This is a genomic window from Streptacidiphilus melanogenes (assembly GCF_000787835.1).
Classification (GTDB): domain Bacteria; phylum Actinomycetota; class Actinomycetes; order Streptomycetales; family Streptomycetaceae; genus Streptacidiphilus; species Streptacidiphilus melanogenes.
In genome coordinates this window covers 8,622-34,283 of sequence record NZ_BBPP01000063.1, presented here as the reverse complement: position 1 = coordinate 34,283, position 25,662 = coordinate 8,622, and the positions used below count along the sequence as shown (strand labels likewise).

The window sequence follows — 25,662 nt, the reverse complement described above, 5'->3', positions numbered from 1 at the left end:
CGTCTTCCCGTTCCGTCCTCTTCGGGGCGGTCACCGGGGCAACTCGGTAAACAGTACGGGGCCCTGTAGGTCGAGTCAAATCGACCTACAGGGCCCCTCACCCGTTCGGGTTAACACCGGACGGGACGTCAGACCTCGACGACCATCGGAAGGATCATCGGGCGACGACGGTACGTCTCCGAGACCCACTTGCCCAGCGTCCTGCGGACCAGCTGCTGGATCTGGCGGGTCTCCAGGACGCCGTCCTGGGCGGAGCGCGACAGCGCCTCCTGGATCTTCTCGATCGCAGGGCCGAAGGCGTCGTCCTCGATGCCGGAACCGCGGGCCTGGATGTTCGGGCCGCTCAGCACCTTGCCGGTCGCGGAGTCCACGACCAGGAACGCGGTGATGATGCCCTCGTCGCCCAGGATGCGACGGTCCTTCAGCGAGCCCTCGCCGACCTCGCCGACCGAGAGGCCGTCGACGTAGACGTAGCCCGCCTGCACCTTGCCGACGATGCGCGCGACGCCGTTGACGAGGTCGACGGCCACGCCGTCCTCGGCGATGACGATGCGGTCCTTGCGGATACCGGTCTTCTGGCCGAGCTCGGAGACGGCGCGCAGGTGGCGCCACTCGCCGTGCACGGGCATGAGGTTCCGCGGCTTGCAGATGTTGAAGAAGTACAGCAGCTCGCCGGCGGAGGCGTGGCCGGAGACGTGCACCTTGGCGTTGCCCTTGTGCACGACGTTCGCGCCCCACCGGGTCAGCCCGTTGATCACGCGGTAGACCGCGTTCTCGTTACCGGGGATCAGCGAGGACGCGAGGATGACGGTGTCGCCCTCGACGATGCGGATCTGGTGGTCCCTGTTGGCCATGCGCGACAGCGCGGCCATCGGCTCGCCCTGGGAGCCGGTGCAGATGAGGACGACGTCCTCGTCCGGCAGGTCCTCCAGCGTCTTCACGTCGACGACGAGGCCGCCGGGCACCTTCAGGTAGCCGAGGTCCCGCGCGATGCCCATGTTGCGGACCATGGAGCGGCCGACGAAGGCCACCTTCCGTCCGAACTCGTGCGCGGTGTCCAGTACCTGCTGGATGCGGTGCACGTGCGAAGCGAAGCTGGCGACGATGATGCGGCGGTCCGCGCGGTCGAAGACCTGCTGGAGCACCGGGCCGATCTCGCGCTCGGGCGCGATGAAGCCGGGGACCTCGGCGTTGGTCGAGTCGACCAGGAGCAGGTCGATGCCCTCCTCGCCCAGGCGGGCGAAGGTCGGCAGGTCGGTGAGGCGGCGGTCCAGCGGCACTTGGTCCATCTTGAAGTCGCCGGTGGCGACCACGAGGCCGGCGGGCGTGCGGATGGCGACCGCGAGCGCGTCGGGGATGGAGTGGTTGACGGCGATGAACTCGCAGTCGAAGGAGCCGATGCGCTCGCGCTGGCCCTCCTTGACCTCCAGCGTGTACGGCCGGATGCGGTGCTCGGCGAGCTTCGCCTCGATCAGGGCGAGGGTCAGCTTGGAGCCGATCAGCGGGAGGTCCGGCTTTTCGCGCAGCAGGTACGGCACGGCGCCGATGTGGTCCTCGTGCCCGTGGGTGAGGACGATGCCGTCGATGTCGTTCAGGCGGTCCCGGATGGACGTGAAGTCCGGCAGGATCAGGTCGACGCCCGGCTGCTCCTCCTCGGGGAAGAGCACGCCGCAGTCGACGATCAGCAGTCGGCCGCCGAACTCGAAGACGGTCATGTTGCGACCGATCTCCCCGAGACCGCCGAGGGGGGTGATGCGCAGCGCGTTCGGCGCGAGCTTCGGCGGGGCGCCCAGATCAGGGTGCGGATGACTCAAAAGGTTCTCCTTTCCGCACGCACCCGTCGGAGCTTCCTGGCTCTGGTGCGCGCGGCGTCGTCACTTGTGGTGATCGGGTACTGCAGGTCATGCATCACGTCTCCGGCTCGGCTCTCCGAGGCTCGGGATCGCCCGAGCCGGGACGTGGACGTCTGTGTTGTCAGAGGTGTACCCCGCCGTCGGCGAGATCCCTCCTCAGTTGGTCGATCTCCACCTCGGTGGCCTCGACCAGCGGCAGGCGCAGCGGCCCGGCCGGGAGGCCCTGGAGGTTCAGGGCGGCCTTGGTGGTGATGACGCCCTGGGTGCGGAACATGCCGGTGAAGACCGGGAGCAGTCGCTGGTGTATCTCGGTGGCCTTGGCGAGGTCGCCGGCGACGAAGGCGTCGACCATGGCGCGCAGGTCGGGCGTGACGACGTGGGCGACGACGCTGACGAAGCCGACGGCGCCGACCGAGAGCAGCGGCAGGTTCAGCATGTCGTCACCGGAGTACCAGGCCAGACCGGAGCGGGCGATGCCCCAGCTCGCGGCGCCGAGGTCGCCCTTGGCGTCCTTGTTGGCGACGATGCGGGGGTGCTCGCCCAGCCGGACGATGGTCTCGGTCGAGATCGGCACTCCCGAGCGGCCCGGGATGTCGTAGAGCATGACCGGCAGGCCGGTCGCGTCGGCGACGGCGGTGAAGTGCCGGTAGAGGCCCTCCTGCGGGGGCTTGTTGTAGTACGGCGTCACCACCAGCAGGCCGTGGGCTCCGGCGCGCTCGGCCTGACGGGCGAGCTCGAGCGTGTGGTGGGTGTCGTTGGTGCCGACTCCGGCGACGACGTGCGCGCGGTCGCCGACCGCCTCCAGGACCGCCCGGACCAGTGCGTCCTTCTCGGCGTCGGTGGTGGTCGGAGACTCACCGGTGGTGCCGTTGACGACGAGGCCGTCGTTGCCTGCGTCGACCAGGTGCACGGCCAGACGCTGGGCGCCTTCGAGGTCGAGGGAGCCGTCGGCGGTGAACGGGGTCACCATCGCGGTCAGCGCCCGGCCGAAGGGGGTCTCGGGGGTGGAGGTCGGAGCCATGAGTCCAACGCTACTCGTTGCGGGCAGGGGCAAGCACAGACGGTCCAGCTGGAGGACAACCGTACCGCCTGGCAGGCAAGGAGCCCGGCGCCGCCTGCTCGGGGGTTCAGGCGGCACCGGGGCTCGTGTCTTTGAGACTAAGGAACCGTGAGATATCCCGCAAATGGGACATACGGGAAATCTTCCCGAACGGGCGAACGCCCCGTCACGGCACCGGCGTTACCGGCCGATCCGCTACGGCGCGACGCGTCCGTGCGTGTTGAAGGCCTCGTAGGTGAGCGGCATCAGCTCGGCCCACCGGCGCTCCATCTTCTCGGCGACCATCTCGATCTCCCGCTGCGGGAAGCTCGGCACCTTGGCCCGCTCGTCCTTGGTGCGCAGCGAGAGGAAGTGCATCAGCGAGCGCGCGTTGCAGGTCGCGTACATCGAGGAGAACAGGCCGACCGGCAGGACCGCCCGGGCGACCTCGCGGGCCACACCGGCGGCGAGCATCTCCTGGTAGCGCGCGTAGGACTGCCGGTAGGCGTCCTCCATCGCCTCGGTGACGGCCTTGTGCTGCTCCGGGGTGCCCTCGAAGAACTCGTACTTGCCCGGACGGCCCTGCTGGACGAGCTTGCGCTCGGCGCTCGGCACGTAGAAGACCGGCTGCAGCTCGCGGTAGCGGCCGCTCTCCTCGTTGTAGGACCAGCCGGCGCGGTGCCGGTGGAACTCGCGGAAGACGAAGATCGGCGCGCTGATGAAGAAGGTCATCGAGTTGTGCTCGAACGGCGTGCCGTGACGGTCCCGCATCAGGAAGTTGATCAGGCCCCGGGAGCGCTCCGGGTCCTTCTGCAGCTCTTCCAACGACTGCTCGCCTGCCGTCGAGACCCGCGCGGCGAAGAGCACGTCTGCATCCTGGGCGCTGCTGCGCACCAGTTCCACCGTGACCTCGTCACGGAACGTGGGCTCTGGGGTCGGGGTCTCGTCGGACAAGGGGAGGTTCCTTTCGATCATGGGTCGACTCTGTCGCACCGCGTTCATCCGCGAGGAGAGCCCGTCGGTGCTGGTACTGGCGGTACCCGGACGGCCGCCGAACAGAGTAAGGGACATTTCGGCTACAGTGCCGCCACCTAAGGGGGAAGCATGATGCAGCTGACGGTCCGTGAGGCGGTGGAGGCGGACGCCGAGGACCTGGTGCGGGTCCGCGTCGACGCCTGGCGCGCCGCGTACGCGGGGGTGATCCCGCCGGCCTACCTTGACGAGCTGGACGCGACGGCCGCACCGTCCCGCCTCGCCGAGTACCTTCGCGCGCTGCCGGCCGGACGTCACTACCTGGCCGCCGAGCGGGAGGGTCGGCTCGTCGGCTTCGCCGTCGCGGGGGCCGAGCGCCCGAGCGTCGAGTCGGCGCGCGGCGAGCGCGACGGATTCGGCGAGGTGCACGCGCTCTACGTGCACCCGGACGCCTGGTTCACCGGCACGGGCGCCGCCCTGCTGGACGCCGCGACGCACCGGCTGGCCGGGGACGGCCTCCACACGCTGAGCCTGTGGGTCCTGGAGCGGAACGCCCAGGCCCGGCGGTTCTACGAGCGCCACGGCTGGCGAGCGGACGGCGCCCGCGACGAGCTGCAGTTCGGCGGCGCGCTGGTGCAGGAGCTCCGCTACACCGCGCCTGCACCGGTGCGGCGGCTCAGTGCGAGTGCGCTGCCGCGCCAGCGCCGTGTTCGCGCTGCAGTCTGATGGCGCGCTCCATCGCCTTGCGGGCCCGCGGGGTGTCGCGGGCGTCCGCGTAGGCGACGGCGAGCCGGAACCAGCTGCGCCAGTCCTCCGGAGCGGCCTCCGTCTCGGCCTTGCGCTTCGCGAAGACGGCGTCGGCCGAGTCGCGGTCGATACTGCCGCCCGGGGTGCGCTTCAGCTCGTCGACCGGCAGGCCGTTCTCGGCCTCCAGGATCCGCGAGAGCCGCTGGCTGTCCCGGCCGAAGCGGTAGGTCTTCCAGACGAACCAGAGCGCGATGCCGACCAGCACCTCGGCGCAGATGCCGATGCCGATGCCGGCCCCGTTGCCGGTGGCCATCAGCTGACCGCCGGTCGCGGCCACCACGGCCAGACCGAGCAGCAGCGCGATCGTGACGACGAAGTACATCACCCGGGCAACCACGGCCACGTCACTCGCCTTCGGCAAAGAGGAAGTTCTCGAGCCCGAAGGTGAGCCCGGGAGCGTCCACGACGTTGCGCACGCCGAGCAGGATGCCGGGCATGAACGAGCTGTGGTGCATCGAGTCGTGACGGATCGTCAAGGTCTCGCCGACACCGCCGAACAGCACCTCCTGGTGCGCCAGCAGGCCGCGCAGGCGGATCGCGTGGACCGGGACGCCGTCCACGTCCGCGCCGCGCGCGCCCGGGAGGCCGTGGGTGGTCGGGTCGTCCTGCGGCGGCAGACCGGCCTCGGCGCGGGCGGCGGCGATCAGCTGCGCGGTGCGGGTCGCGGTGCCGCTGGGCGCGTCGGCCTTCTTGGTGTGGTGCAGCTCGACGACCTCGACGGACTCGAAGAAGCGGGCCGCCTGCTGGGCGAAGCGCATGGTGAGGATCGCGCCGATGGAGAAGTTCGGGGCGATCAGCACACCGGTGCCCGGCGAGGCCGCCAGCCACTCCCCGAGCCGCGCCAGGCGCTCCTCGTTCCAGCCGGTCGTGCCGACGACGGCGTGGATGCCCTGCGCGGTGCAGTACTCAAGGTTGCGCATCACCGCGTCCGGGTGGGTCAGCTCGACGGCGACCTGGGCGCCGGAGTCGACCAGCGTCTCCAGCTTGTCGTCGCGGCCGATCGCGGCGACCAGCTCCATGTCCTCGGCGGCCTCGACGGCGCGGACGGCCTCCGCGCCGATCCGGCCCTTGGCCCCGATCACGGCGACCCGCAGCGGCGTGCTCATTGCAGTGGCTCCTAGCATTTCGATCAGGGCTCTTCGGTCTCGGGTCAGGCCATGGCCTGGGCGAGGCGGTCGGCGCGCTTTCCTGCCACCGGTCCTATCACAGCGAGGGAAGGACGGAGCCCGCCCAGCACCTCGGTGGCCACCGCGCGGACGTCGTCCAGGGTCACCGCGGCGATCTTGCCGAGCAGCTCGTCGACGGAGAGGTGGCTGCCGTAGCAGAGCTCCGCCTTGCCGACGCGGGACATCAGCGAGCCGGTGTCCTCCATGCCGAGCACGGTCGATCCGGACATCTGGCCGACGGCGCGCTTCAGCTCGTCCTCGGTGATGCCCTCGGTGGCGACCTTCTCCAGCTCCTCACGGCAGATCTTCAGGACCTCCTCGACCCGCTTCGGCTGGCAGCCGGCGTAGATGCCGAAGAGTCCGGAGTCGGCGTAGGAGGAGGTGTACGAGTAGACGGAGTAGGCCAGCCCGCGCTTCTCCCGGACCTCCTGGAACAGCCGCGAGCTCATGCCGCCGCCCAGGGCGGAGTTCAGCACGCCGAGCGCCCAGCGCCGGTCGTCCGTGCGCGCGAGCGCCGGCATGCCGAGGACGAGGTGCGCCTGCTCGGTGGCCCGGTCGAGGATGTCGACCTTCCCTGCGGTCCTGAGCGCGCGGCTGCCGTTGCGGGGCGCGGCCGGGAGGACGTCCTCACGGCCGAGCGCGCCGGCCTGCTCGAAGCAGCGCTGCACCTGGCGGACGACCTTGGCGTGGTCGACGTTGCCGGCGGCCGCGACCACGAGGTGCTCGGGCTTGTAGCGGCGACGGTAGAAGCCGTGGACCTGGTCGCGGGTCAGCGCGTTGATGGTGTCGACGGTGCCGAGGACGGGCCGTCCCAGCGGGGACTCGCCGTACAGGGTCTTCGCGAAGAGGTCGTGGACGACGTCGCTCGGGTCGTCCTCGGTCATCGCGATCTCTTCGAGCACGACGTCGCGCTCGGTGTCGATGTCCTCCTGCCGGACGAGCGAGGAGGTCAGCATGTCGCTGACGACGTCGACGGCCAGCGGCAGGTCGCGGTCGAGCACCCGCGCGTAGTAGCAGGTGTACTCCTTCGCGGTGAACGCGTTCATCTCGCCGCCGACCGCGTCGAGCGCGGAGGAGATGTCGAGTGCGGAGCGCGTCTTCGTGCCCTTGAAGAGCAGGTGCTCCAGGTAGTGCGTGGCGCCGTTCAGAACCGGCGTCTCGTCGCGCGAGCCGACACCGACCCAGATCCCGAAGGCCGCGGAGCGGACGGTGGGCAGGGTCTCGGTGACGACGCGGAGGCCGCCGGGCAGGACCGTGCGTCGGACCGTGCCGGCGCCGTCGACGCCCTTGAGCAGGGTCTTGGTCGTTCCGGGACGCTGGTCCTGGGCAGTGGGCTGCGGCACTGGGAAGTCCTTGGGATTGTTGCGCGAACGGGCCTGCGGCCCGGCTCCACCGTGACGGTGGAGCCGGGCCGCAGTGAGCAAGCTGCTGCCTACTTCTCGGCGTCGGTGGCGGCGGCCTCGGCCGCCTCCTCGCCCTCGATGACCGGGATCAGCGAGAGCTTGCCGCGCGGGTCGATCTCCGCGATCTCGACCTGGACCTTGGTGCCGACCGGCAGCACGTCCTCGACGTTCTCCACGCGCTTGCCACCGGCGAGCTTGCGGATCTGCGAGATGTGCAGCAGGCCGTCCTTGCCCGGCATGAGGGAGACGAACGCGCCGAAGGTCGTGGTCTTCACCACGGTGCCCAGGTAGCGCTCGCCGACCTCCGGCATGGTCGGGTTGGCGATCTGGTTGATCGTGTTCCGGGCCGCCTCGGCCGCCGGGCCGTCGGAGGCGCCGATGTAGATCGTGCCGTCGTCCTCGATGGTGATCTCGGCGCCGGTGTCCTCCTGGATCTGGTTGATCATCTTGCCCTTGGGGCCGATGACCTCACCGATCTTGTCCACCGGGATCTTGATCGTGATGATGCGCGGCGCGTTCGGGGACATCTCGTCCGGAACGTCGATCGCCTCGTTCATCACGTCGAGGATGTGCAGACGCGCGTCGTGCGCCTGCTTCAGGGCCGCGCCCAGGACGGAGGCCGGGATGCCGTCGAGCTTCGTGTCCAGCTGGAGGGCCGTGACGAAGGTCTTGGTACCGGCGACCTTGAAGTCCATGTCGCCGAAGGCGTCCTCGGCGCCGAGGATGTCGGTCAGCGCGACGTAGTGCGTCTCGCCGTCGACCTCCTGGGAGATCAGACCCATGGCGACACCGGCGACGGCGGCCTTCAGCGGCACACCGGCGTTCAGCAGCGACATGGTGGAGGCGCAGACCGAGCCCATCGAGGTCGAGCCGTTGGAGCCCAGCGCCTCGGAGACCTGGCGAATCGCGTAGGGGAACTCCTCGCGCGTCGGCAGGACCGGGATCAGCGCGCGCTCGGCGAGCGCGCCGTGACCGATCTCGCGGCGCTTCGGGGAGCCCACGCGGCCCGTCTCACCGACGGAGTACGGCGGGAAGTTGTAGTTGTGCATGTAACGCTTGCGCGTCTCCGGGGAGAGCGTGTCGAGCTGCTGCTCCATGCGGAGCATGTTCAGCGTGGTGACACCCAGGATCTGGGTCTCGCCGCGCTCGAACAGCGCCGAGCCGTGGACGCGCGGGACGACCTCGACCTCGGCAGCCAGCGTACGGATGTCCGTGACGCCACGGCCGTCGATGCGGACCTTCTCCTTGACGATGCGCTGGCGGACCAGCTTCTTCGTCAGGGCGCGGTACGCGGCGGAGATCTCCTTCTCGCGGCCCTCGAACTCCGGCAACAGCTTCTCGACGGCCAGGTCCTTCACGCGGTCCAGCTCGGCCTCGCGGGCCTGCTTGCCGGCGATCGTCAGGGCCTGGGCGAGCTCGTCCTTGACCGCGGCGGTGAGCGCCGCCAGGACGTCGTCCTGGTAGTCGAGGAAGACCGGGAACTCGGCGGTGGCCTTGGCCGAGTGCGCGGCCAGCTCGGCCTGCGCCCGGCACAGCTCCTTGATGAACGGCTTGGCGGCCTCGAGGCCCTCGGCCACGACCTCCTCGGTCGGCGCGACGGCGCCGCCCTTGACCAGCTCGATGGTCTTGTCGGTGGCCTCGGCCTCGACCATCATGATCGCGACGTCGCCGTCCGGCAGGGCGCGGCCGGCCACGACCATGTCGAAGACGGCCTCCTCCAGCTCCTTGTGCGTCGGGAAGGCGACCCACTGGCCGCGGATCAGCGCGACGCGGACGCCGCCGATCGGGCCGGAGAAGGGCAGGCCCGCCAGCTGCGTGGAGGCGGAGGCGGCGTTGATGGCGACCACGTCGTAGAGGTGGTCGGGGTTGAGCGCCATGACCGTCACGACGACCTGGATCTCGTTGCGCAGGCCCTTGACGAAGGACGGGCGCAGCGGGCGGTCGATCAGACGGCAGGTGAGGATCGCGTCCTCGGAGGGACGGCCCTCGCGGCGGAAGAAGCTGCCGGGGATCCGCCCGGCGGCGTACATCCGCTCCTCGACGTCGACGGTCAGCGGGAAGAAGTCGAAGTGCTCCTTCGGCTGCTTCGACGCGCTGGTCGCGGAGAGGACCATGGTGTCGTCGTCGAGGTAGGCGACCGCGGAGCCGGCGGCCTGCTTGGCGAGGCGGCCGGTCTCGAAGCGGATGGTGCGGGTGCCGAAGCTGCCGTTGTCGATGACGGCCACGGCCTCGTGCATGGTGTTGTCTTCCACCCGGAAGATCTCCTTCTTTTGTCCTCTAGGTGGAGCGCCCCCGCACTTGTCCGCAAGTCCTACGGCCTGGACCTGGCCGGTCTTCGATCGAAGCTGCCGGTCGGGGCAGGCGTACCTACGCGCTGCTCCTCCGGCGGCCACTACCGAGGACCGGCGGCCTGGCTGCCGCTGGCTCGGATGCGTGTGGACGCTCCGCGTCCGGTGCCTCATCCCCGTGTGGGATGCGGCACCCTTTGTCTTTCACACCTTACGCACGGTCTCATTCCCACGCGTGCGCAAGGCTCAACCACGCCATTCGAAGGGTGGTTGCGATACACCGAAGGGCGGCTCCCCCAGATCCCCTGGGAGAAGCCGCCCCCGAGTGGGTTCGACTAGCGAGCGGAGCCCGCGGCGCCGCGGCGGATGCCGAGGCGGTCCACCAGCGTACGGAAACGCTCGATGTCCGTCTTGGCCAGGTACTGCAGCAGGCGGCGACGCTGGCCGACCAGGAGCAGCAGGCCACGACGCGAGTGGTGGTCGTGCTTGTGGAACTTGAGGTGCTCGGTCAGGTCCGAGATACGGCGGCTGAGCATCGCGATCTGAACCTCGGGAGAGCCGGTGTCGCCCTCCTTCTGGCCGTACTCGGCGATGATCTGCTTCTTGATGCTCTGGTCGAGGGCCATGCCCACTCCTTCACGATCATGGTGCCGAGCGCCCCTGGTCTTCGTCACAGGGTCTGACGTACTCGGCGGCGGAACGCGGCGTGCATGATGCACGCACGATCCAGCGGTCAATGCTACCAGTCAGGAAGTCAAGCCCCGGACGGTGCCGTAGACGTCCAGGACCGCGAGGGCGATCGGGACGAGGGCGGCGAGGGTGAGGCCGTCGACCATGTCGAGGATGCGGCCCCAGAACGGCGAGACGCCCTTCTTGGGCACGACCAGGGCGATGGAGACCAGGATCGCCGCGCCCGCGGCGATGCCGACCGCCAACACCAGGGTGCGGATGTCGACGGCGGAGGTGTCGCGCATGTTCGTGAAGATGAACAGCGGCATGTGCAGCGCCAGGCCGACCACCAGCAGCGCCAGGCTGCCCAGGCCCGCGACCAGCAGGCACATCACCTGGGAGGTGTGGGTGAACAGGCGGGCCCGCAGCATCGTCGAGACGCCGAGGGTCAGCGCCAGCACCTCCGTCCAGGTGTTGTAGGTGAAGGCCAGCACCACGCTGCTGCCCAGCACGACGGCGGCGCAGCCGCCGACCATGCCGACGAGGAGCTCGTGGCCGCGGCGGGCCTGCAGGGCGATGCGGGTCAGGTCGAGGGCCGGACGGCTCTCGTTCTCCCCGCCGCGGGCGGAGGGGCGCTGCTGAGGGGCCTGGAAGCCGACCGGCAGGCGGGCGAAGCGGGAGGAGAGGGAGGGCAGGAAGCCCACCAGTCCGACCGCGACGACCGCCGACCCGGCGGCGACCTCGCGGGCGGAGGCGTTCGTGAGGATGCCGACCAGCGTCGCGAGCATGCCGACGCCGGAGACCAGCGCGGCGGCGACGAACGGCGCGTCGCCGTTCGGCAGCAGGGCCGCGAGCAGGGTCGCGGCCAGCAGCACCGCGATGCAGCCGACGAGGAACTGGACCCGGCCCGGCCCCTCCCCCTGCGCCGGGGCGACGACGCCGGTGCCGCCGAGCATGGCCAGCGGCAGCGAGGCCATGCCGAGCGCGAGGGCCGCGCCCCGGTCCTCGTACACGCGGGCCCGGGCGCCGGCGATCGCGATCAGCACGACCGAGGCGAGTCCGGCGATCAGGCCGGGCAGCGAGTGCATGTCGTGCTGGAGGTCGGAGAACCACAGCGCGAAGGCGAGCAGGAGCAGGACGACCGCGCCGCCGATGAGGCCCGCGCCTCGCATCAGCGTGGGCCCCCACTGGCTGCGGTCCTCTGCGACGCCGGAGGCGATGGCGTCCGCGACGTCGTCGTAGACGGCGGGCGCGAGCGACTCGGCGAACGGGCGCAGGCTCAGCAGCTCTCCGTCGCGGATCTGCTGCGCCTGCAGCGGCAGGCTGCTGTCCAGGACGGTGCCGTCGCGTCGGACGAGGTGGAACCCGGTGGGCGCACCCTCGGCCTGGGTCTGACCGGAGAGCCGCAGCACCTCCGGGTAGATGTCTGCGAGCGGGACGTCCTCGGGCAGAGCGACGTCGATCCGACTGTCCGGCGCGACGACGGTGACCCGGCAGAACCCGGTCGTGGCGCTGGTGCTCACGTGGTGGCCTCCCCCATACCGTGGCTGACAGCGGTTCACCTTATACGGTGCGGGACATCGCACGATCCAGCGGTTGCTCAGGCCGCCGGGGTTGACGGCGAGTGAGCTCTCCCACGTCGCCTCCACCACACCGGGACCGGCGAGGGCAGGACGTCGTGGCACTCGACCGGACCACGCTGGTCCGTCTCGCCGACGATCCGTCACTCCTGGACGCGGCGTCGGCGGACGGCTCGGTCACGGCGTCGGGTGCGGGCGCCGAGGGACTGCGGGAACTCCTTCTGCTTCTGGTCACGTTCGATCTCTTCTTCCCCGTGATCGAGCCATGACCGGTTCCCGATAGGATCGCCGCTTGCGGACAGCGGTGCCACGGGGGCGGCAGACAACGCCCCTTCGGTCACCGGGGGACTAAAGAACGAGGCTGGTGCCGAGTTGAGCGTGGTGACCGTCAAGCGACCGCCGCGGGCTTACCCGCCGGCGGTGCCGAACGAGGAGCTCCATCTGGAGCCGCCGCCGGAGCTGCCCCGCGACGACGGGGGCTCCTGGTGGCAGTCGCTGCTGCCGATGCTGGCGACGGCCGGTTCCGCCGCGTTCTTCTTCATGCCCGGCATGCAGACGATGATGAAGGTCATGGGCGGCCTGATGGTCGCCTCGACCGTGGCCATGGCCGTGGCCCAGGTGAACCAGCAGCGCAAGGGCGGCGGCGGTGTCGACGACGAGCGCGCCGACTACCTGAAGTACCTGGGTCAGTTGCGCCGCCAGGTGCGCAAGGTCGCGCAGCTCCAGCGGGACGCGCAGCTGTACACGCATCCGCAGCCGGACCAGCTCTGGTCGGTCGTGGCGGAGGGACGCCGGCTGTGGGAGCGGCGGCCGATGGACAACGACTTCGCGCAGGTGCGCATCGGCACCGGGCCGCAGCAGTTGGCGTCGCGGATCGTCCCGCCGCAGACCGCTCCGGTCGACGAGCTGGAGCCGCTGACGGCAGACGCGATGAAGTCGTTCATCACGAGCCACAGCACGCTGCCGGACCTGCCGCTGGCGGTCTCGCTGCGCGCCTTCTACCACATGACGGTCTCCGGCGACCCGGACACCGTCTACGGGCAGCTGCGCGCAGTGCTTTCACAACTGACGACGCTTCAGTCGCCGGACGACCTGGTCGTCGGCGTCGCCTGCGCGCCGGGCGCGCTGCCGGAGTGGGAGTGGACGAAGTGGCTCCCGCACACCCAGCACCCGCATGAGACCGACGGGGCCGGCTCGTTGCGCATGATCTGCACCTCGCTGGACGAGCTGGAGGAGCTGCTCGACGACGAGCTGGCCGGACGTGCCAGGTTCCACCGTGACGCGCAGCCCCAGCCGGACCAGCCGCACGTCGTGGTGATCCTGGACGGCGCCCAGATCGGCGCCGACTCGGTGCTCGCGAGCGGCGAGGGCCTGCAGGGTGTGACCGTCATCGAGGTCGTGCTCGGCGAGACGGACGAGCTGCGCGGCCAGCTGGCGATCAGCGTGACGCCGAAGGAGATGACGCTGCGCTCGGCGTCCGGCGCCTCCTACAGCGGTGTGCCGGACACCGTCTCCGCCTGGCAGGCCGAGGCGCTGGCGCGTCAGCTCGCGCCGCTGCGCATCTCGCAGGGCGGCGACGACGAGCCGCTGCTGGCGAACCTGGACTTCACCGACCTGATGGGCGTCGGCGACGCCGCCTCGGTGGACACCGCCCGCACCTGGCGGCCGCGTCCGGTGCACGAGCGGCTGCGCGTCCCCATCGGCCTGGGCGCCGGCGGCGAGCCGGTGATCCTGGACCTGAAGGAGGCAGCGCTCGAGGGCATGGGCCCGCACGGCCTGTGCGTCGGCGCCACCGGTTCCGGCAAGTCGGAGCTGCTGCGCACGCTGGTGCTGGGTCTGGCGCTGACGCACTCCTCGGAGACGCTGAACTTCGTCCTCGCCGACTTCAAGGGCGGTGCGACCTTCGCCGGTATGGCGGACATGCCGCACACCTCCGCGATCATCACCAACCTCGCGGAGGAGCTCACCCTCGTCGACCGCATGCGCGACTCGATCACCGGTGAGCTGAACCGCCGCCAGGAGCTGCTGCGCGCGGCGGGCAACTTCGCCAACATCCACGACTACGAGCGGGCGCGTGCGGCCGGTGCGCCGCTGGACCCGCTGCCCTCGCTGCTGCTGATCATCGACGAGTTCAGCGAGCTGCTGACGGCCAAGCCCGACTTCATCGACATGTTCATCCAGATCGGCCGAATCGGCCGGTCGCTGGGTGTGCACCTGCTGCTCGCCTCGCAGCGTCTGGAGGAGGGCAAGCTGCGCGGCCTGGACACCTACCTCTCCTACCGGATCGGTCTGCGCACCTTCTCGGCCGCCGAGTCGCGCGCGGCACTCGGTGTGCCCGACGCGTACCACCTGCCGCCGGTGCCGGGCGTCGGCTACCTGAAGTTCGGCACGGACGTGATGGCGCAGTTCAAGGCCGCCTACGTGTCCGGCCCCTACCGGGCGGGCGGCGCGCAGCAGTCCTCGGGCGGGGTGCGCCGCGCCCGGCCGGTGCTGTTCACCGGCTCGCCGGTGGCGCTGCCGCTGCAGCCGCAGGAGGAGACGCCGGTCGTCGTCCAGCAGCCCCGGCAGGACGACGCGCTGGTGGACACCGTGCTCGACGTGATCGTGGACCGGCTGGAGGGCCAGGGGCCGCCGGCGCACGAGGTGTGGCTGCCGCCGCTGAAGGAGGCGCCCTCCGTCGACCAGCTCTACGGCCGTCTCGCGGTCAGCGCCGAGCGCGGCCTGCACGCGCCGGACTACACCGCGCCTGGCCGCCTGGTGGTCCCGATCGGCCTGGTCGACAAGCCCTTCGAGCAGCGCCGCGACCTGATGTACCTGGACTTCTCCGGCGCCGCCGGTCACGGCCTGGTCGTCGGCGGTCCGCTGACCGGCAAGTCGACACTGCTGCGCAGCGCGATGACCTCGTTCGCGATGACGCACACCGCTTCCGAGGTGCAGTTCTACTGCCTCGACTTCGGTGGTGGCGGTCTGATCGGCATGCAGGGTCTGCCGCATGTCGGCGGGGTCGCGGGGCGTCTGGACGGCGACAAGGTGCGCCGCATGATCTCCGAGGTCAATGCGGTGCTGAACCGCCGCGAGGAGCTGTTCCGGGCCCAGCAGATCGACTCGGTCGCGACCTTCCGCAACCGCCGCAAGCAGGGCATGCTGCCGGACGAGCCGCACGGCGACGTCTTCCTGATCGTCGACGGCTGGCTGAGCTTCCGGCAGGAGTTCGAGGCGCTGGAGCCCGTCGTCGCCGACATAGTGCAGCGCGGTCTGGCCTACGGCGTCCACGTGCTGATCACCGCCAACCGCTACGGCGAGGTCCGTCCCGCACTGAAGGACCTGCTCCAGACGCGCGTCGAGCTCAAGCTCGGTGACTCGATGGAGTCGGAGATCGACCGCAAGGTGGCCCAGAACGTGCCCGCCGGCGCCCCGGGCCGCGGTCTCACCGCGGACAAGCTGCACTTCCTGGCCGGTCTGCCGCGCTTGGACGGGTCCAGCGGCGTCGAGGACCTCTCCGACGCGGTCGCCGCGATGGTGCAGGCCACCAGCGAGAACTGGCAGGGTCCGCGGGCGCCGCAGGTCCGCATGCTGCCGGGGCTGCTCCCGATCGAGCACCTCCCCAAGCCGTTCGAGACGCCCGAGCTGGGCATCGCGATCGGTGTGGACGAGAACGCGCTCGCGCCGGTGTACCTCAACTTCGACACCGACCCGCACTTCATCATCTTCGGTGACGGCGAGACCGGTAAGACGGCGTTGCTGCGCCTGCTGCTCAAGGGCATCACCGAGCGGTACACCCCGGAGCAGGCGCTGGTCGTGATCGGCGACTACCGCCGTTCGCTGCTGGGCACCGTCACCAGCCCGCACCTGCTGGAGTATGCGGCGGCACAGCCGGCGCTGCAGGCCTTCCTCGGCGACGTGCGGGGCTCGATGGAGCGCCGCATCCCGGGCAAGGACGTCACGCAGGCGCAGCTGCGCGACCGCAGCTGGTGGAGCGGCCCGGAACTGTTCCTGGTCATCGACGACTACGACCTGGTCGCGACCTCCACCGGCAATCCGCTGCAGCAGCTGCTCGAGGTGCTGCCGTTCGCCAAGGACGTCGGCCTGCACATCATCATCGCCCGCCGTTCCGGCGGTGCCGGGCGCGCGCTGTTCGAGCCGGTCATGCAGCGGCTCAAGGAGCTGGGCGCGCAGGGCATCGTCCTGTCCGGCGACCGCGACGAGGGCGTGCTGCTCGGCAACGTCCGCCCGCAGGTCCTGCCGCCGGGCCGGGGCGTCCTGGTCACCCGCCGCCGTGGCTCGTTCACGGTCCAGACGGGGTGGCTGCCTCCGCAATAGTTTCCACATACCGGATCGTTATGCGGACGGTTTCGTCCGCAGACCGCTCAATCCGAAGCAGGCCGCGGGGCCGCTGAGTGCTTGGTCACTCGGCGGCCCCGTTGTCGTTGTGGGGTCGGTCGATCGCGATGCCATGATCATAAATACTGGATGACAAGGATATGAAGGCTGTATTGCCCATGTATCTTTGAAGCGAAGGACGTCCGCAACTATGGACATAAAGGACAAGGCGCTGACGCGACTTCAGATCAGTTGTGCTAGGCGCAGACGGCAACGGAATCCGAAGCAAAACCGGCCTTGACGCGCCGTTAACGGCAGGGTTCCATGACTGAGCCGGGAGCGACGGACACCAGCAGTAGCGAGGAACGCCAGGAGGCGATAGCGCTCCCCAGCGACACCCTCTGTTGTGCGAGCCGGAACGGAACGCCCATGACCGACACCCTGCGCCGTCCCGAGGACGGCACGACGGCCGCCGCGCCCTCCATCGAGGCCGCGGAGCCGCAGAAGCTCAAGCGTTCCATCGGCGTCGTCGGCGGCACGCTGCTGACACTGTCGTGTCTGACGCCGGCGTCCTCGCTCTTCGTGATCGTCCCCGCGTCCTTCGCCGCACTGGGCACCGGCACCGCGCTCGCGCTGGCGATCGCCATCGTGCTCTGCATCGGCGTCGCCTGGTGCTACTCCGAGCTCGGCACCCTGGTCCCCAGCGCCGGCGGCGAGTACGCCATGGCCGGACACACCGTCGGCCGGTTCACCGGCTGGCTCGCCTTCATCCAGGCGCTGCTGGTCGTCATGATCGTGCCGCCGGTGATCGCGCTCGGCACCTCGCAGTACCTCGCCCCCATCGTCCACGTCGACCCCAAGCTGATGGGCGCGATCGTCATGATCGCCGCGACCGTCATGGGTCTGCTGGACCTGCGGGCCAACGCCTGGATCACCGGCATCTTCCTGGTGCTGGAGGTCGTCGCCGCCAGCCTGGTCGCCGTCCTCGGCTTCGCGCACCGCAACCGCTCCGCCTCCGTCCTGCTCCACCCGCAGCTGCCCGGCACGCACGGCGGCATCAGCCCCGTCACCTTCGGCACGCTCATCGCGGGCCTGGCCGCGGCGCTCTTCATCACCCAGGGCTTCTCCACCGCGGTCTACCTGGCCGAGGAGATGGAGCGTCCGCACCGCACCGTCCCGCGCACCGTCCTGTGGACCCTGGGCATCGGCTCCGCGGTCATCCTGATCCCGGTCATCGCGATCACCGTCGGCGCCCCGAGCCTGGACGCCCTGGCGGGCGGCGACATCTCCAGCATGGTCACCCAGTGGAGCAACTCCGCCGTCGGCACCTTCGTCAGCCTGGCGATCGCCCTGGCGATCATCAACGCGGCGATCGTCATGGTCATCCAGAACTCCCGCGTGCTGTACGCCTCGGCCCGTGACAAGGCCTGGCCGGAGCCGGTCAACCGCGCCTTCACCAGCCTCAGCAAGCGCTACGGCTCCCCGTGGATCTCGACGCTCGCGGTCGGCGTCCCCGGAGCGGTGCTGTGCTTCGTCAACCTGGACACCCTGAGCGCGGTCACCGGCGTCTCGGTCGCCCTGCTGTACGGCTGCGTCGCGGTCGCCGCGCTGGGCGCACGCCGCGGCAAGCACAAGCACGCCAAGGCGTACCGCATGCCGCTGTGGCCGGCCGTCCCCGTCGCGCTGATCCTGGTCCTGATCTACGTGGTCACCCAGCAGAGCGTCACCGCCCTCTGGCTCACCGGCGGCATCACCGCCGCCGCGGCCCTGTACTGGGTCTTCTACCTCCGCCCCCGCCCGGAGACCCGCTGGATCATCACGATCCCCGAGGACGAGAAGGAGGCAGTCGAGGCCTGAGCCCTCGCTGCACTCCCCGTCAGGCCCCTGCGCACCCCAGCGCGGGGGCTGACGCTTTTCGCTCCCGCAGGCAGTTGCACCCACCCAGCGGCGCGGGGCCGTGCCGACCTGCGGCTCCGCCGCGCGGGCGCGACCAGGGTTGATCATGCTCCCGCAGGCAGTTGCACCCACCCAGCAGCGCGGGGAACTGCACGAGCGACCAACGGCGTGCGGATGGCCCTGCGCGTGGAGGACCATCCGCTCATCGGTGGCCTGTCGCGCAGTTCCTCGCACCCCTGAAAGCGCGCTACGCGCGCCTGGCCTTGCGGCGGGTGTCGCGGATGACGGTGGCGGTGCCGGTGATCAGGAGGAGGCCTACCGCGCCCAGGCCCACGGCGAAGAGGCCCGTGCGTTCGTCGCGCTGCTGCGCGGTCTCGCCGAGCTCGAAGGGGCGGGCGTGGACCGGCGCGGCAGAGGCACCGCCGACGGGGCTGGCGACCGGGGACTGCTCGGCGGGCGACTGGTCGGTGACCGCCGCGACCGGGTCGACCACGCCCCAGCCGACGTACGGGTTCCAGCCCGGGTCCGCGCGGATCGCGGTCTGCTCGATGCGGGACGCGATCTCACGCGGCGACCACTTGGGGTACTCCTCGCGCAGCAGCGCCGCGACGCCCGCCACGTAGGGCGCGGCGAAGCTGGTGCCGTTGTCGACGCACTGGCCGCCGCCCGGCACGGTGGAGACGATGTCCACGCCGGGGGCCGCGACCGAGACGGACTTGCCCGTCTCGGAGAAGCCGTCGGCGCGTTCGTCGTTGCGGTCGGACGCCCCGACACCGATCACGCCGGGAATGGCGGCGGGGTAGGTGGGCTTGTCCAGACCCTCGTTGCCCGCGGCGGCGACGACGACGACGTCGGCGTTCAGCGCCCGCTGGACGGCCTGGTACAGCTTGCTGCCCTGAGTGATGCCCTGGTACGGCTGGCCCTGCTTGTCCGTCAGGTCCTGCGAGATGTTGATCACGTCGACCTTCTGGCTGACCGCGTAGTCGATCGCGCTCGCCAGGCTGTCCTCGGTGGCGTTGCCCTGGCCGTCGTTCTGGCGGACGGCCAGGATCGTGGCAGCGGGTGCGATGCCCTCGAAGCCGGTCTTCTTCTGCGGGTCGGGGCGGGCGGCGATGACCCCGGCGACCATCGTGCCGTGGCCGACCTGGTCGGTCGTGGAGTCGCCGGTCACCCCGGACTGGCCCTTGAGGAAGTCCTGCCCGGGCTTCACCGCGCCGTGCAGCTGCGGGTTGTTGTCGTCGACGCCGGAGTCGATCACGGCGACGGTGACGCCCTTGCCGTCGTACCTGGCGTGCAGCTGGGAGAGCAGGATGCGCTGGAGCGCCCACGGCTCCCCGGGGATCGAGTCCGCCGGGAAGTGGCACTGCCCGTCCGACGCGAGCGCGGCGTGGCTCTCGGTCGTCGCGGCGGCGACGGTGCCGCCGACCGGCAGCACGGGCGCGGCGGTGCACGCGAGGGCGCCTGCGGCGACGGCCAGCGCCCCGCGGTGGAGCCTGTTCACTGCTGCACTTCCCCCAGGTGAGATGTCGGCCGGACAGCGCTGCGCCGATCCGCGGGCGGCGGACCGGCGCAGCGTCAGCTGTTCACGCGCGGTGAATCAGGACCAGAGACCGGCGTTGCGGCTCTCGGTGGCCTGGTAGTTCTGCGCGGCGCTGTCGAGGGCGCCGGCGATCTGGACCAGCACGGAGTGCAGGTCGGCCGCGCTGGAGTCCCACTCACGCTGGCGGGCGTCGTAGCCCTCCTTCGCGGAACCCTCCCAGGACTGGGCGATGCGCTGCACACCGGCGCGCAGGTCGTCCAGCTGGGACTGGACGTTGGCAGCGGTCTGGCGGACGTCGGACGCGGCCTGGGAGACCGTTCCGAAGTTGACCATGATGTGGCTGTTGCTAGCCATGAGCTCTCCTCTTGGGGCAGTTCAGCTTGGAACGTTCGACGGTGAAGCGGTGGCCCGGCGTCAGCCGAGGGCCGAGGTGATCCGGCTCAGGCCGGAGTGCTGCTCCTGCTCCGTCTGCGTGTACTGCTGCGAGGTGTTGTCGATCGCGTCCTTGATCTCGCCCAGCACGCGGTTGAGCTTGGTGGCGTCCTCGTTCCACTTCTGCTGGAGCTGCTGGTACGACGAGGCCGCCGAACCCTGCCAGCCGCTGGTGATCCCGCTGACCACGTTGTTCAGCCGGCTCAGCTCCTGCTGGATCTGAGCGCTGACCTCGGAGATGCGCGCCGAGAAGGCCCGCATTTCGTCGGCGGTAGTCCTGAACTGACCCGACATGTGCACCGTCCCCCATGAGACAGACCGATGGCGGCCGGGGCGTCGTGCTCGGATCCCCCGACCGGCATCACCCGAGCGGTGATGTCCCGTAGAACTCTAGTCCTCCCGTCCGACGGTCCCAACACCGACCTGTGGACATTCCCGTCAGAACGTCGTCACGGACCCGTCACCGAAAGGGAGTCGACGGACTGTCAGGACCCCTGCTGCTGCTCGGCCGCGTCCTTGGTCAGCTCAGGGCCGGTCGGTACCAGCTGGGCCCAGCTCAGCGGTACTGGAAGGGGGTTGACCTGGCCGTAGCCCAACCGGGCGGCCGGGGTGTCGCTCTGGCTCGCACCGGCCGCACCCGCCTGCCCGGCCGTACCCGCGGCGCCCGCGCCACCGGTCTGCCCGGAGCCATCGGCCGAACCGCTCTGGCCGTTCGCGCCACCGCCGTTGCCGTCACTGTTCATCTGCAAGGGGTAGCGCAGGCCGGTGTCGGTGAGCAGGTACACCTTGCCGCCGCCGCCCGCACCTCCGCTGACGGCCTGCAGCAGCAGCCCGGTGCCCGGCGTCACGTAGACGCCCGCGGTGCCGGACGCCTGCGCGCCGGTCACCGGGTAGTCCTGACCGAGCCAGACGCCCAACTGCGGCGCACTCTGCCCCATCTGGCCGCTGTAGACGGCGCAGGCCGCCATCTGGCCGTTGGACACGTTCAGGTTGGCCTGGGTGACCTGCTGCTTGGGCCAGTTGAAGTCCGAGGCGAAGGGCGAGACGAGATTCGAGTCGAGCAGCTTGAACTGGTTGGCGTCGTGCTCGGCCGCACTGCCGTGCATCGCCTCGACCAGTCGGCGGGCGAAGTCGGAGATGCGGTGCGGGCCGTCCTTCATCAGCACGTAGTGCAGCGTCGTGCCGTTGTCGGTCACCCGCAGCAGGTCGCCTATCTTGTACTGGTTCCCGGCCAGGTCGGAGCCGGTGTAGGGGCCGCCGAAGCCGGTCAGCAGGTTGTAGGGCAGCGAGATCGGGCTGCCCGTCGCCAGCGTCTTCAGCCACTGCGTCGTCACCTGCTGCGGCACACCGTCGGAGGGGCCGAAGGCCGCCTTCGCCAGTAGCTGCCCGCCGGGGTCCGCCTTGCTCGCGACCAGCTGGTGGTAGGAACCGTTCGAGTCCACCAGGTAGCTGTTGCCGTCGGGGGTCTGCACGTACAGCGCCTTGTCGGACGCGAGTCGGCTGCCGGAGACGGCGCCGGCCTGACTCCCGCCCAGCACGAAGAGCCGCTGGCCCACGCTCGCCGCCTGGTCCGCCCCTGAACGGTCGCACGCCGCCCAGGTCTTGGCCGTCCCGGCGTCGGCCGCCGCCGGCAGGCTGTCGGGGGCGTAGGGGATGCCGACGGTCGCGCCACGCGCCACCGAGGGCGAGTTGAGCGCCGAGTCGTCGATGTACTCCACCCCGGAGTTGACGCTCAACAGCAGCCTGGCCGAGGACATGTTGAGCACCGGGTGCAGGACGCCGTTCAGCATCACGTAACGGGTCGTCGTCTGCTTGTCGACAATGACGTCGTTGGCCTTGTCCCACCCCTTGGGGGCCGAAGGACGCAGTATTCCGTAGGCGCCGAAGGCCGCTACCGCGATCGCACCCAGCACCAGACTCGGCAGGACCGCGCGGACCGCGCGTGGCGCGTCCTCCACGCTGCCGCCGCCGGTCGGCCGCAGGAACGCGGCCACCGTGCGCTTGCGCGCGAACGTGTAGGCGCTGAGCTCATCCCGGCGTGAAGCCATCCCTTTGCTCTCCCCCGTCCTCGGACGTCCTCGGGCTGCCTCCGGGCACGGACCTGCCCCGGCACCGCCCCGTGTGCGATACGTACGGTACGGGTACCGTGTTGCGATCAGCCAACCGGACCCCAGTGCCTCGGCACCAGGTTTGGCTTCGGCCCGCTTTTCCGGAAAGCTGCATTCGCCGACCGATCGTGTCCGGTCGCGTCCACCGCGCGACCGATCCGGCCGAGACCGGCAAGACAGTTTCAACGCGACACAGCTGACGACTCGAAGGGGTGCTCGGGGGATGCCCAGTCAGACCGCTTCGCGCCGCGCGCAGCGGACGCCCGCCGCGACGCCGTCCGATTCCGGCCGCGCCGTGCGCGACGCACGGCCCGCCACCGCGAACACGGCCGCCACGGCCACACCGCGGGTCCGGCCGCGCCCGGGCCGGCTCGGACCGGTACGGCTGTCCCACGTGATCCTCGTCGAGGCCATCGCCGCCGCGCTGCTGCTCGGTTGGGCGCACGGCCGGGTCGCCCTCATCGCGGGCGCGGTGGTCGGCGTGCTGCTGCTGATCCCGGTGCTGCCGCGCTTCGGCGGTCTCACGCTGGCCGACATGCTTGCCGCGCGGGCCGCGTTCCGCCGACGCGCCCGCCGGGCGTCCCTCGCCCCGCAGGGGCAGGACGTCGACCCGGCGCTGGCACCGGTGTTGGAGTGCGAACCCGCGCTGCGCGTGGTCGCGCACAGCGTGGAGGCCGACGGTGGCGCAGGCCGCCGCGAGCGCCGTGAGATCGGCATGGTCGGCGACGGTACCTTCCTCAGCGCGCTCATCCAGGTCGAGGCCCCGGACAAGCCGCTGCGCCCGAACTCGGCCGCCTTCCCGCTGCCGCTGGCCATGCTCGCCGACGGGCTGCACGCGGACGACGTGAAGCTCGAATCGGTGCAGCTGCTGACGTACGCGCAGCCCGCGCCCGCCCCCCACCTGCCGGAGACGGCCCTGGCCGCCCGCGCCTACCGCGAGCTGCCGGCCGGTTCCACGACGCCAGGCCTGCGCCTGACCTGGGTGGCCGTCAGGCTGGACCCGGAGCTGTGCCGCAGCGCCGTCGCCGCACGCGGCGGCGGCGAGACCGGGGCCCGCAAGGCGCTCCAGCGCGGCGTCGACCAGCTCGCCTCCCGGCTGACCGAGGCCGGCCTGCGTGCCACCGTCCTGGACGCCGGCCAGGTCACCGCGGCGATCGGCACGGCCACCTGCCCCAACCCGGTCGCCGTCACCAACGGCCGCGGCGGTGCGGGCAGCCCGAACAGCGGCCAGGCCGCGCCGCGACGCAGTGCGGAGACCGCCAAGGCGTGGAAGTGCGACGACCGCTGGCACCGCAGCTACTGGATCGGCCGCTGGCCCTCGCTCGGCGCGCAGAGCACCGCCCAGCTGGTGGACCTGCTCACCGGCACGCCCGCGCTCGGCAGTTGCTTCTCGCTGACGCTGCGCCCGGCCGGCGCCGGCGCGGTCGCGCTGCAGGGCCACGTCCGCGTCACCGTCCGCGGTGAGAGCGAACTCACCGCGACCGGCCGTCAGTTGGAGACCCGTGCGCGCAGCGCCGGGATCTCGCTGGTCGGCCTGGACATGGAACAGGTACCGGGCGTCCTCGCGACGCTTCCGCTCGGGGGGACTCGCTGATGGCCATCTCCACGCCCCGTAACGCCACCCCCGCCGACCAGGGCGGCGGCACCGGCCTGCTGGGACGCGCCCTCGCCGGGTTCGGCCTGCCCGGCCCGCGCCGCGAGCAGCACGTGCTGACCGTCGACCAGCTCGGCGCGGTCGCCCTGCCCGTGGGCGGCGACGGCGTCGTCGTGGGCGTCGAGGGCGACGGCAGTCCGGCCGTGCTCGGCCTGTTCCGCCCGCGCCCGTACCACGTGGTGCTGGTCGGCGGCGTCTGGACGGCCCAGCTGATCGCGCTGCGCGCCGCGGCGACCGGCGCTCGCGTCGCCGTCGAGACCGGGCGCGGCCAGGCCTGGAGCCCCGTCGCCCAGGCGGCCGGGGGCGGTCAGCCGTGCATGACGGTGCACCCCATCGGCCGGCTCGGCCCGCAGGGCGCCTCGGTCGCCGGTCCGGTCCTGGTCATCCGCGACGCGGGCCCGCGCCCCTCGCGCACCCGGCTGTCGGCCGCGCCCTGGCAGGCGATGCTGACCCTGCTGCCGTATCTGGCGGACGGCGCGGACCGGCTGCTGTCCCAGGCTGACCTCGTCGGCGTGCAGCGCGTCGCGCCGCAGGAGGCGGAGCTGATCGCCCGCGTCCTCGACCTGCCCGGCCAGGAAGCCGCCGCTCTGCCCAACCTCGGCGACGGCGTCACGTTGTGGACCGACCGCCGCACCCGCACCTTCGTCCAGGGCGGTCCGACGGCCGCCGAGGCCCAGGTCCTGGGCCAGGCACGGCGCGTGGACTGAGGGTCTCGGCCGAGGGGCCCGCCCGGTCGCGTCGGCCGCGGACCGGGGGCCCGGACTCGCAAGGGTTCTGACGTCGCCCAGGGCCGCGCACGCTGGGCGTGCACGCCGCAGACTGCGCCGGACGGGGGTCCCGGGCGGTCAGAAGGGGCGGCTAGTCTGAGAGTCCCCGAGGCGAACGAGAGGCGAGCTACTGTGACCAGCGATCGCGACGACGTCTACGTCGGCGACCAGGCGCCGGACGAGGACGAGGAGTGGTCGGACGCGCCTGACTACACGCCTCCCGCCTGGTACATGCAGAACGCGCCGCAGGTGGGTGCTCAAGCTCCGCCGCCGACCCCCCATCAGGGTGGCTATCCCGGAAGCCCGACACCGCCCGGGGGTGAACCGGGCGCACAGCAGCCCGGCTTCGCGCCCCCGTCCGGCCCGCCGCAGATGAGTGGCATGCCGCTCGGCACGACACCGACGCCGCCCGCGCCTCCGGTCGGCGTCAACCCCGCTCCGGTGACGGGCCCCGTCGCCGCGCCAGGCGCGAACGATGCGCCGCAAACCCCGGGGCTGCCGGGCGGTTCGGCCGTCTCCCCCGGATTCCCTGCCGCGCCGATCGCTCCCGCGCCGATGCCTCCGGCGCCTCCGGTCGGCGCCAACCCCGCTCCGGCACACGTCGGTTCGCCCGCGCCTGCTGCGACGGCTGCTGCCGGGGACGCCTCCCTCGGCGGCGGCACCGGCGTGCCGGGCGCGCCCGTCCCCGCCGAAGCCGAGCCTCCGGCCACCGGCGGCGGCGCCGTCTCGTCCTCCTCGGGCGAGGACCCGGGGCTTGCGGCGTTCGGGCCGCGCCGCCCGGCACCGGTCGAGACGCCCGCGCCCGCCGAGCTCCAGGACCCGGGGCTCTCCGCCTTCGCGCCCCGCCCGGCCGTTTCCACCGAGCCGACGCCCGGCCCCGCGTTGCCGCCCGAAGCCGCGCCTGCGCCCGTCGCTGACGCCTCCTCCGGCGCTCCGGCCGTGCAGGCGGCGCCCGCCGCCGCCTTGGCCGAGCCCGTCGCGCCTGCGCCGTTCGGCGTTCCTGACGCCCCGGCGGTTCCCGGCGTCGTCGGTGTGCCCGGTGTCCCGGTGCCTCCGGCTGCGCCCTTCCCTGCCCAGGTCACCCCCGCCCAGGTCGCCCCGGCCCAGGTCACCCCGGCCCCCGGGGACGGCGCCACGCCGGCGTTCGCCACGCCTGCCGGGCCCCCCG

19 protein-coding genes and 1 pseudogene are annotated in these 25,662 nt (G+C 71.3%); 7 read left to right on the top strand and 13 right to left on the bottom strand.

Annotated features, from left to right (window positions below; all coding sequences use genetic code 11):
- Positions 1 to 128 precede the first annotated feature (128 nt).
- From TR49_RS36530 to thyX, 3 genes are all read right to left on the bottom strand, one after another.
- Positions 129 to 1,814 (bottom strand): ribonuclease J, encoded by a 1,686-nt coding sequence (locus tag TR49_RS36530; protein WP_042390052.1) that lies wholly within the window; start codon positions 1,812 to 1,814, stop codon positions 129 to 131.
- Between the two features lie 160 nt (positions 1,815 to 1,974).
- Positions 1,975 to 2,874, bottom strand: a complete 900-nt coding sequence (gene dapA / locus TR49_RS36525) for a 4-hydroxy-tetrahydrodipicolinate synthase (RefSeq protein ID WP_042390050.1) — start codon at positions 2,872 to 2,874, stop codon at positions 1,975 to 1,977.
- 234 nt (positions 2,875 to 3,108) lie between these two features.
- Positions 3,109 to 3,867: an FAD-dependent thymidylate synthase gene (gene thyX, locus TR49_RS36520; protein WP_084725787.1), complete on the bottom strand. Its 759-nt coding sequence runs from the start codon at positions 3,865 to 3,867 to the stop codon at positions 3,109 to 3,111.
- 129 nt (positions 3,868 to 3,996) lie between these two features.
- On the opposite strand from thyX, the gene TR49_RS36515 reads away from it, so the two are divergent.
- Entirely contained in the window at positions 3,997 to 4,590 is a 594-nt protein-coding gene (locus TR49_RS36515) for a GNAT family N-acetyltransferase (protein WP_052434936.1), read from the top strand.
- Here the strand turns inward: TR49_RS36515 and TR49_RS36510 are convergent.
- The 6 genes from TR49_RS36510 to eccD all read right to left on the bottom strand — a co-directional run bounded on the left by TR49_RS36510 (position 4,541) and on the right by eccD (position 11,720).
- Positions 4,541 to 5,008, bottom strand: coding sequence for a tetratricopeptide repeat protein (locus TR49_RS36510; RefSeq protein WP_042390061.1), 468 nt, complete (start codon positions 5,006 to 5,008; stop codon positions 4,541 to 4,543). The two genes, TR49_RS36515 and TR49_RS36510, sit on opposite strands and share 50 nt — an antisense overlap.
- 7 nt (positions 5,009 to 5,015) lie before the next feature.
- Positions 5,016 to 5,777, bottom strand: coding sequence for a 4-hydroxy-tetrahydrodipicolinate reductase (gene dapB / locus TR49_RS36505; RefSeq protein ID WP_042390047.1), 762 nt, complete (start codon positions 5,775 to 5,777; stop codon positions 5,016 to 5,018).
- Between the two features lie 44 nt (positions 5,778 to 5,821).
- A complete protein-coding gene (locus TR49_RS36500) occupies positions 5,822 to 7,180 on the bottom strand; it encodes a M16 family metallopeptidase (RefSeq protein WP_042390045.1) in 1,359 nt (452 codons plus the stop codon).
- Between the two features lie 89 nt (positions 7,181 to 7,269).
- Positions 7,270 to 9,477, bottom strand: a complete 2,208-nt coding sequence (locus TR49_RS36495; protein ID WP_042390059.1) for a polyribonucleotide nucleotidyltransferase — start codon at positions 9,475 to 9,477, stop codon at positions 7,270 to 7,272.
- A gap of 386 nt (positions 9,478 to 9,863) precedes the next feature.
- Positions 9,864 to 10,154 carry a 30S ribosomal protein S15 gene (gene rpsO / locus TR49_RS36490; RefSeq protein WP_042390043.1) on the bottom strand — a complete coding sequence of 97 codons (291 nt, stop codon included), beginning with the start codon at positions 10,152 to 10,154 and terminating at the stop codon, positions 9,864 to 9,866.
- A 120-nt stretch (positions 10,155 to 10,274) separates the two neighbouring features.
- A complete protein-coding gene (gene eccD, locus TR49_RS36485; protein WP_042390042.1) occupies positions 10,275 to 11,720 on the bottom strand; it encodes a type VII secretion integral membrane protein EccD in 1,446 nt (481 codons plus the stop codon).
- Between the two features lie 155 nt (positions 11,721 to 11,875).
- Here eccD and TR49_RS44265 point away from each other — a divergent pair, with 155 nt between their 5' ends.
- The 3 genes from TR49_RS44265 (at position 11,876) to TR49_RS36475 (ending at position 17,954) form a co-directional block, all read left to right on the top strand.
- On the top strand, positions 11,876 to 12,046 hold the full coding sequence (locus tag TR49_RS44265; RefSeq protein ID WP_160311700.1) for a hypothetical protein: 171 nt from the start codon (positions 11,876 to 11,878) through the stop codon (positions 12,044 to 12,046).
- A 103-nt stretch (positions 12,047 to 12,149) separates the two neighbouring features.
- The gene (locus TR49_RS36480; protein ID WP_042390041.1) at positions 12,150 to 16,097 is read left to right on the top strand and encodes a type VII secretion protein EccC; all 3,948 of its coding nucleotides are present in this window, start codon (positions 12,150 to 12,152) and stop codon (positions 16,095 to 16,097) included.
- A 429-nt stretch (positions 16,098 to 16,526) separates the two neighbouring features.
- Complete coding sequence (locus tag TR49_RS36475) at positions 16,527 to 17,954, top strand: APC family permease (RefSeq protein WP_042390039.1); 1,428 nt, start codon at positions 16,527 to 16,529, stop codon at positions 17,952 to 17,954.
- Between the two features lie 286 nt (positions 17,955 to 18,240).
- On the opposite strand, the gene mycP is transcribed toward TR49_RS36475, so the two are convergent.
- The 4 genes from mycP to eccB all read right to left on the bottom strand — a co-directional run bounded on the left by mycP (position 18,241) and on the right by eccB (position 22,013).
- Positions 18,241 to 19,494: a type VII secretion-associated serine protease mycosin gene (mycP, locus tag TR49_RS36470; RefSeq protein ID WP_042390036.1), complete on the bottom strand. Its 1,254-nt coding sequence runs from the start codon at positions 19,492 to 19,494 to the stop codon at positions 18,241 to 18,243.
- A gap of 96 nt (positions 19,495 to 19,590) precedes the next feature.
- A complete protein-coding gene (locus tag TR49_RS36465; protein ID WP_042390035.1) occupies positions 19,591 to 19,887 on the bottom strand; it encodes a WXG100 family type VII secretion target in 297 nt (98 codons plus the stop codon).
- Between the two features lie 60 nt (positions 19,888 to 19,947).
- Complete coding sequence (locus tag TR49_RS36460) at positions 19,948 to 20,259, bottom strand: WXG100 family type VII secretion target (RefSeq protein ID WP_042390033.1); 312 nt, start codon at positions 20,257 to 20,259, stop codon at positions 19,948 to 19,950.
- Positions 20,260 to 20,450: 191 nt separating this feature from the next.
- Positions 20,451 to 22,013 carry a type VII secretion protein EccB gene (eccB, locus tag TR49_RS36455; RefSeq protein WP_042390031.1) on the bottom strand — a complete coding sequence of 521 codons (1,563 nt, stop codon included), beginning with the start codon at positions 22,011 to 22,013 and terminating at the stop codon, positions 20,451 to 20,453.
- A gap of 283 nt (positions 22,014 to 22,296) precedes the next feature.
- On the opposite strand from eccB, the gene eccE reads away from it, so the two are divergent.
- The 3 genes and pseudogenes from eccE to TR49_RS44260 all read left to right on the top strand — a co-directional run.
- Entirely contained in the window at positions 22,297 to 23,667 is a 1,371-nt protein-coding gene (eccE, locus tag TR49_RS36450) for a type VII secretion protein EccE (protein ID WP_042390029.1), read from the top strand.
- Positions 23,667 to 24,434, top strand: a complete 768-nt coding sequence (locus TR49_RS36445) for a hypothetical protein (protein ID WP_236653693.1) — start codon at positions 23,667 to 23,669, stop codon at positions 24,432 to 24,434. The genes eccE and TR49_RS36445 overlap by 1 nt, the downstream gene beginning before the upstream one ends.
- Before the next feature lie 192 nt (positions 24,435 to 24,626).
- Positions 24,627 to 25,662, top strand: a pseudogene (locus tag TR49_RS44260) (hypothetical protein); the annotation flags it as partial.

What these genes read in the sequence shown, in the direction of transcription:
- dapA (WP_042390050.1), bottom strand. Translation starts at nt 2,874, where the DNA reads ATGGCTCCGACCTCCACCCCCGAGACCCCCTTCGGCCGGGCGCTGACC.
- thyX (WP_084725787.1), bottom strand. Translation starts at nt 3,867, where the DNA reads ATGATCGAAAGGAACCTCCCCTTGTCCGACGAGACCCCGACCCCAGAG.
- TR49_RS36515 (WP_052434936.1), top strand. Translation starts at nt 3,997, where the DNA reads ATGATGCAGCTGACGGTCCGTGAGGCGGTGGAGGCGGACGCCGAGGAC.
- dapB (WP_042390047.1), bottom strand. Translation starts at nt 5,777, where the DNA reads ATGAGCACGCCGCTGCGGGTCGCCGTGATCGGGGCCAAGGGCCGGATC.
- TR49_RS36495 (WP_042390059.1), bottom strand. Translation starts at nt 9,477, where the DNA reads ATGCACGAGGCCGTGGCCGTCATCGACAACGGCAGCTTCGGCACCCGC.
- rpsO (WP_042390043.1), bottom strand. Translation starts at nt 10,154, where the DNA reads ATGGCCCTCGACCAGAGCATCAAGAAGCAGATCATCGCCGAGTACGGC.
- TR49_RS36475 (WP_042390039.1), top strand. Translation starts at nt 16,527, where the DNA reads ATGACCGACACCCTGCGCCGTCCCGAGGACGGCACGACGGCCGCCGCG.
- TR49_RS36465 (WP_042390035.1), bottom strand. Translation starts at nt 19,887, where the DNA reads ATGGCTAGCAACAGCCACATCATGGTCAACTTCGGAACGGTCTCCCAG.
- TR49_RS36460 (WP_042390033.1), bottom strand. Translation starts at nt 20,259, where the DNA reads ATGTCGGGTCAGTTCAGGACTACCGCCGACGAAATGCGGGCCTTCTCG.
- eccB (WP_042390031.1), bottom strand. Translation starts at nt 22,013, where the DNA reads ATGGCTTCACGCCGGGATGAGCTCAGCGCCTACACGTTCGCGCGCAAG.
- eccE (WP_042390029.1), top strand. Translation starts at nt 22,297, where the DNA reads ATGCCCAGTCAGACCGCTTCGCGCCGCGCGCAGCGGACGCCCGCCGCG.
- TR49_RS36445 (WP_236653693.1), top strand. Translation starts at nt 23,667, where the DNA reads ATGGCCATCTCCACGCCCCGTAACGCCACCCCCGCCGACCAGGGCGGC.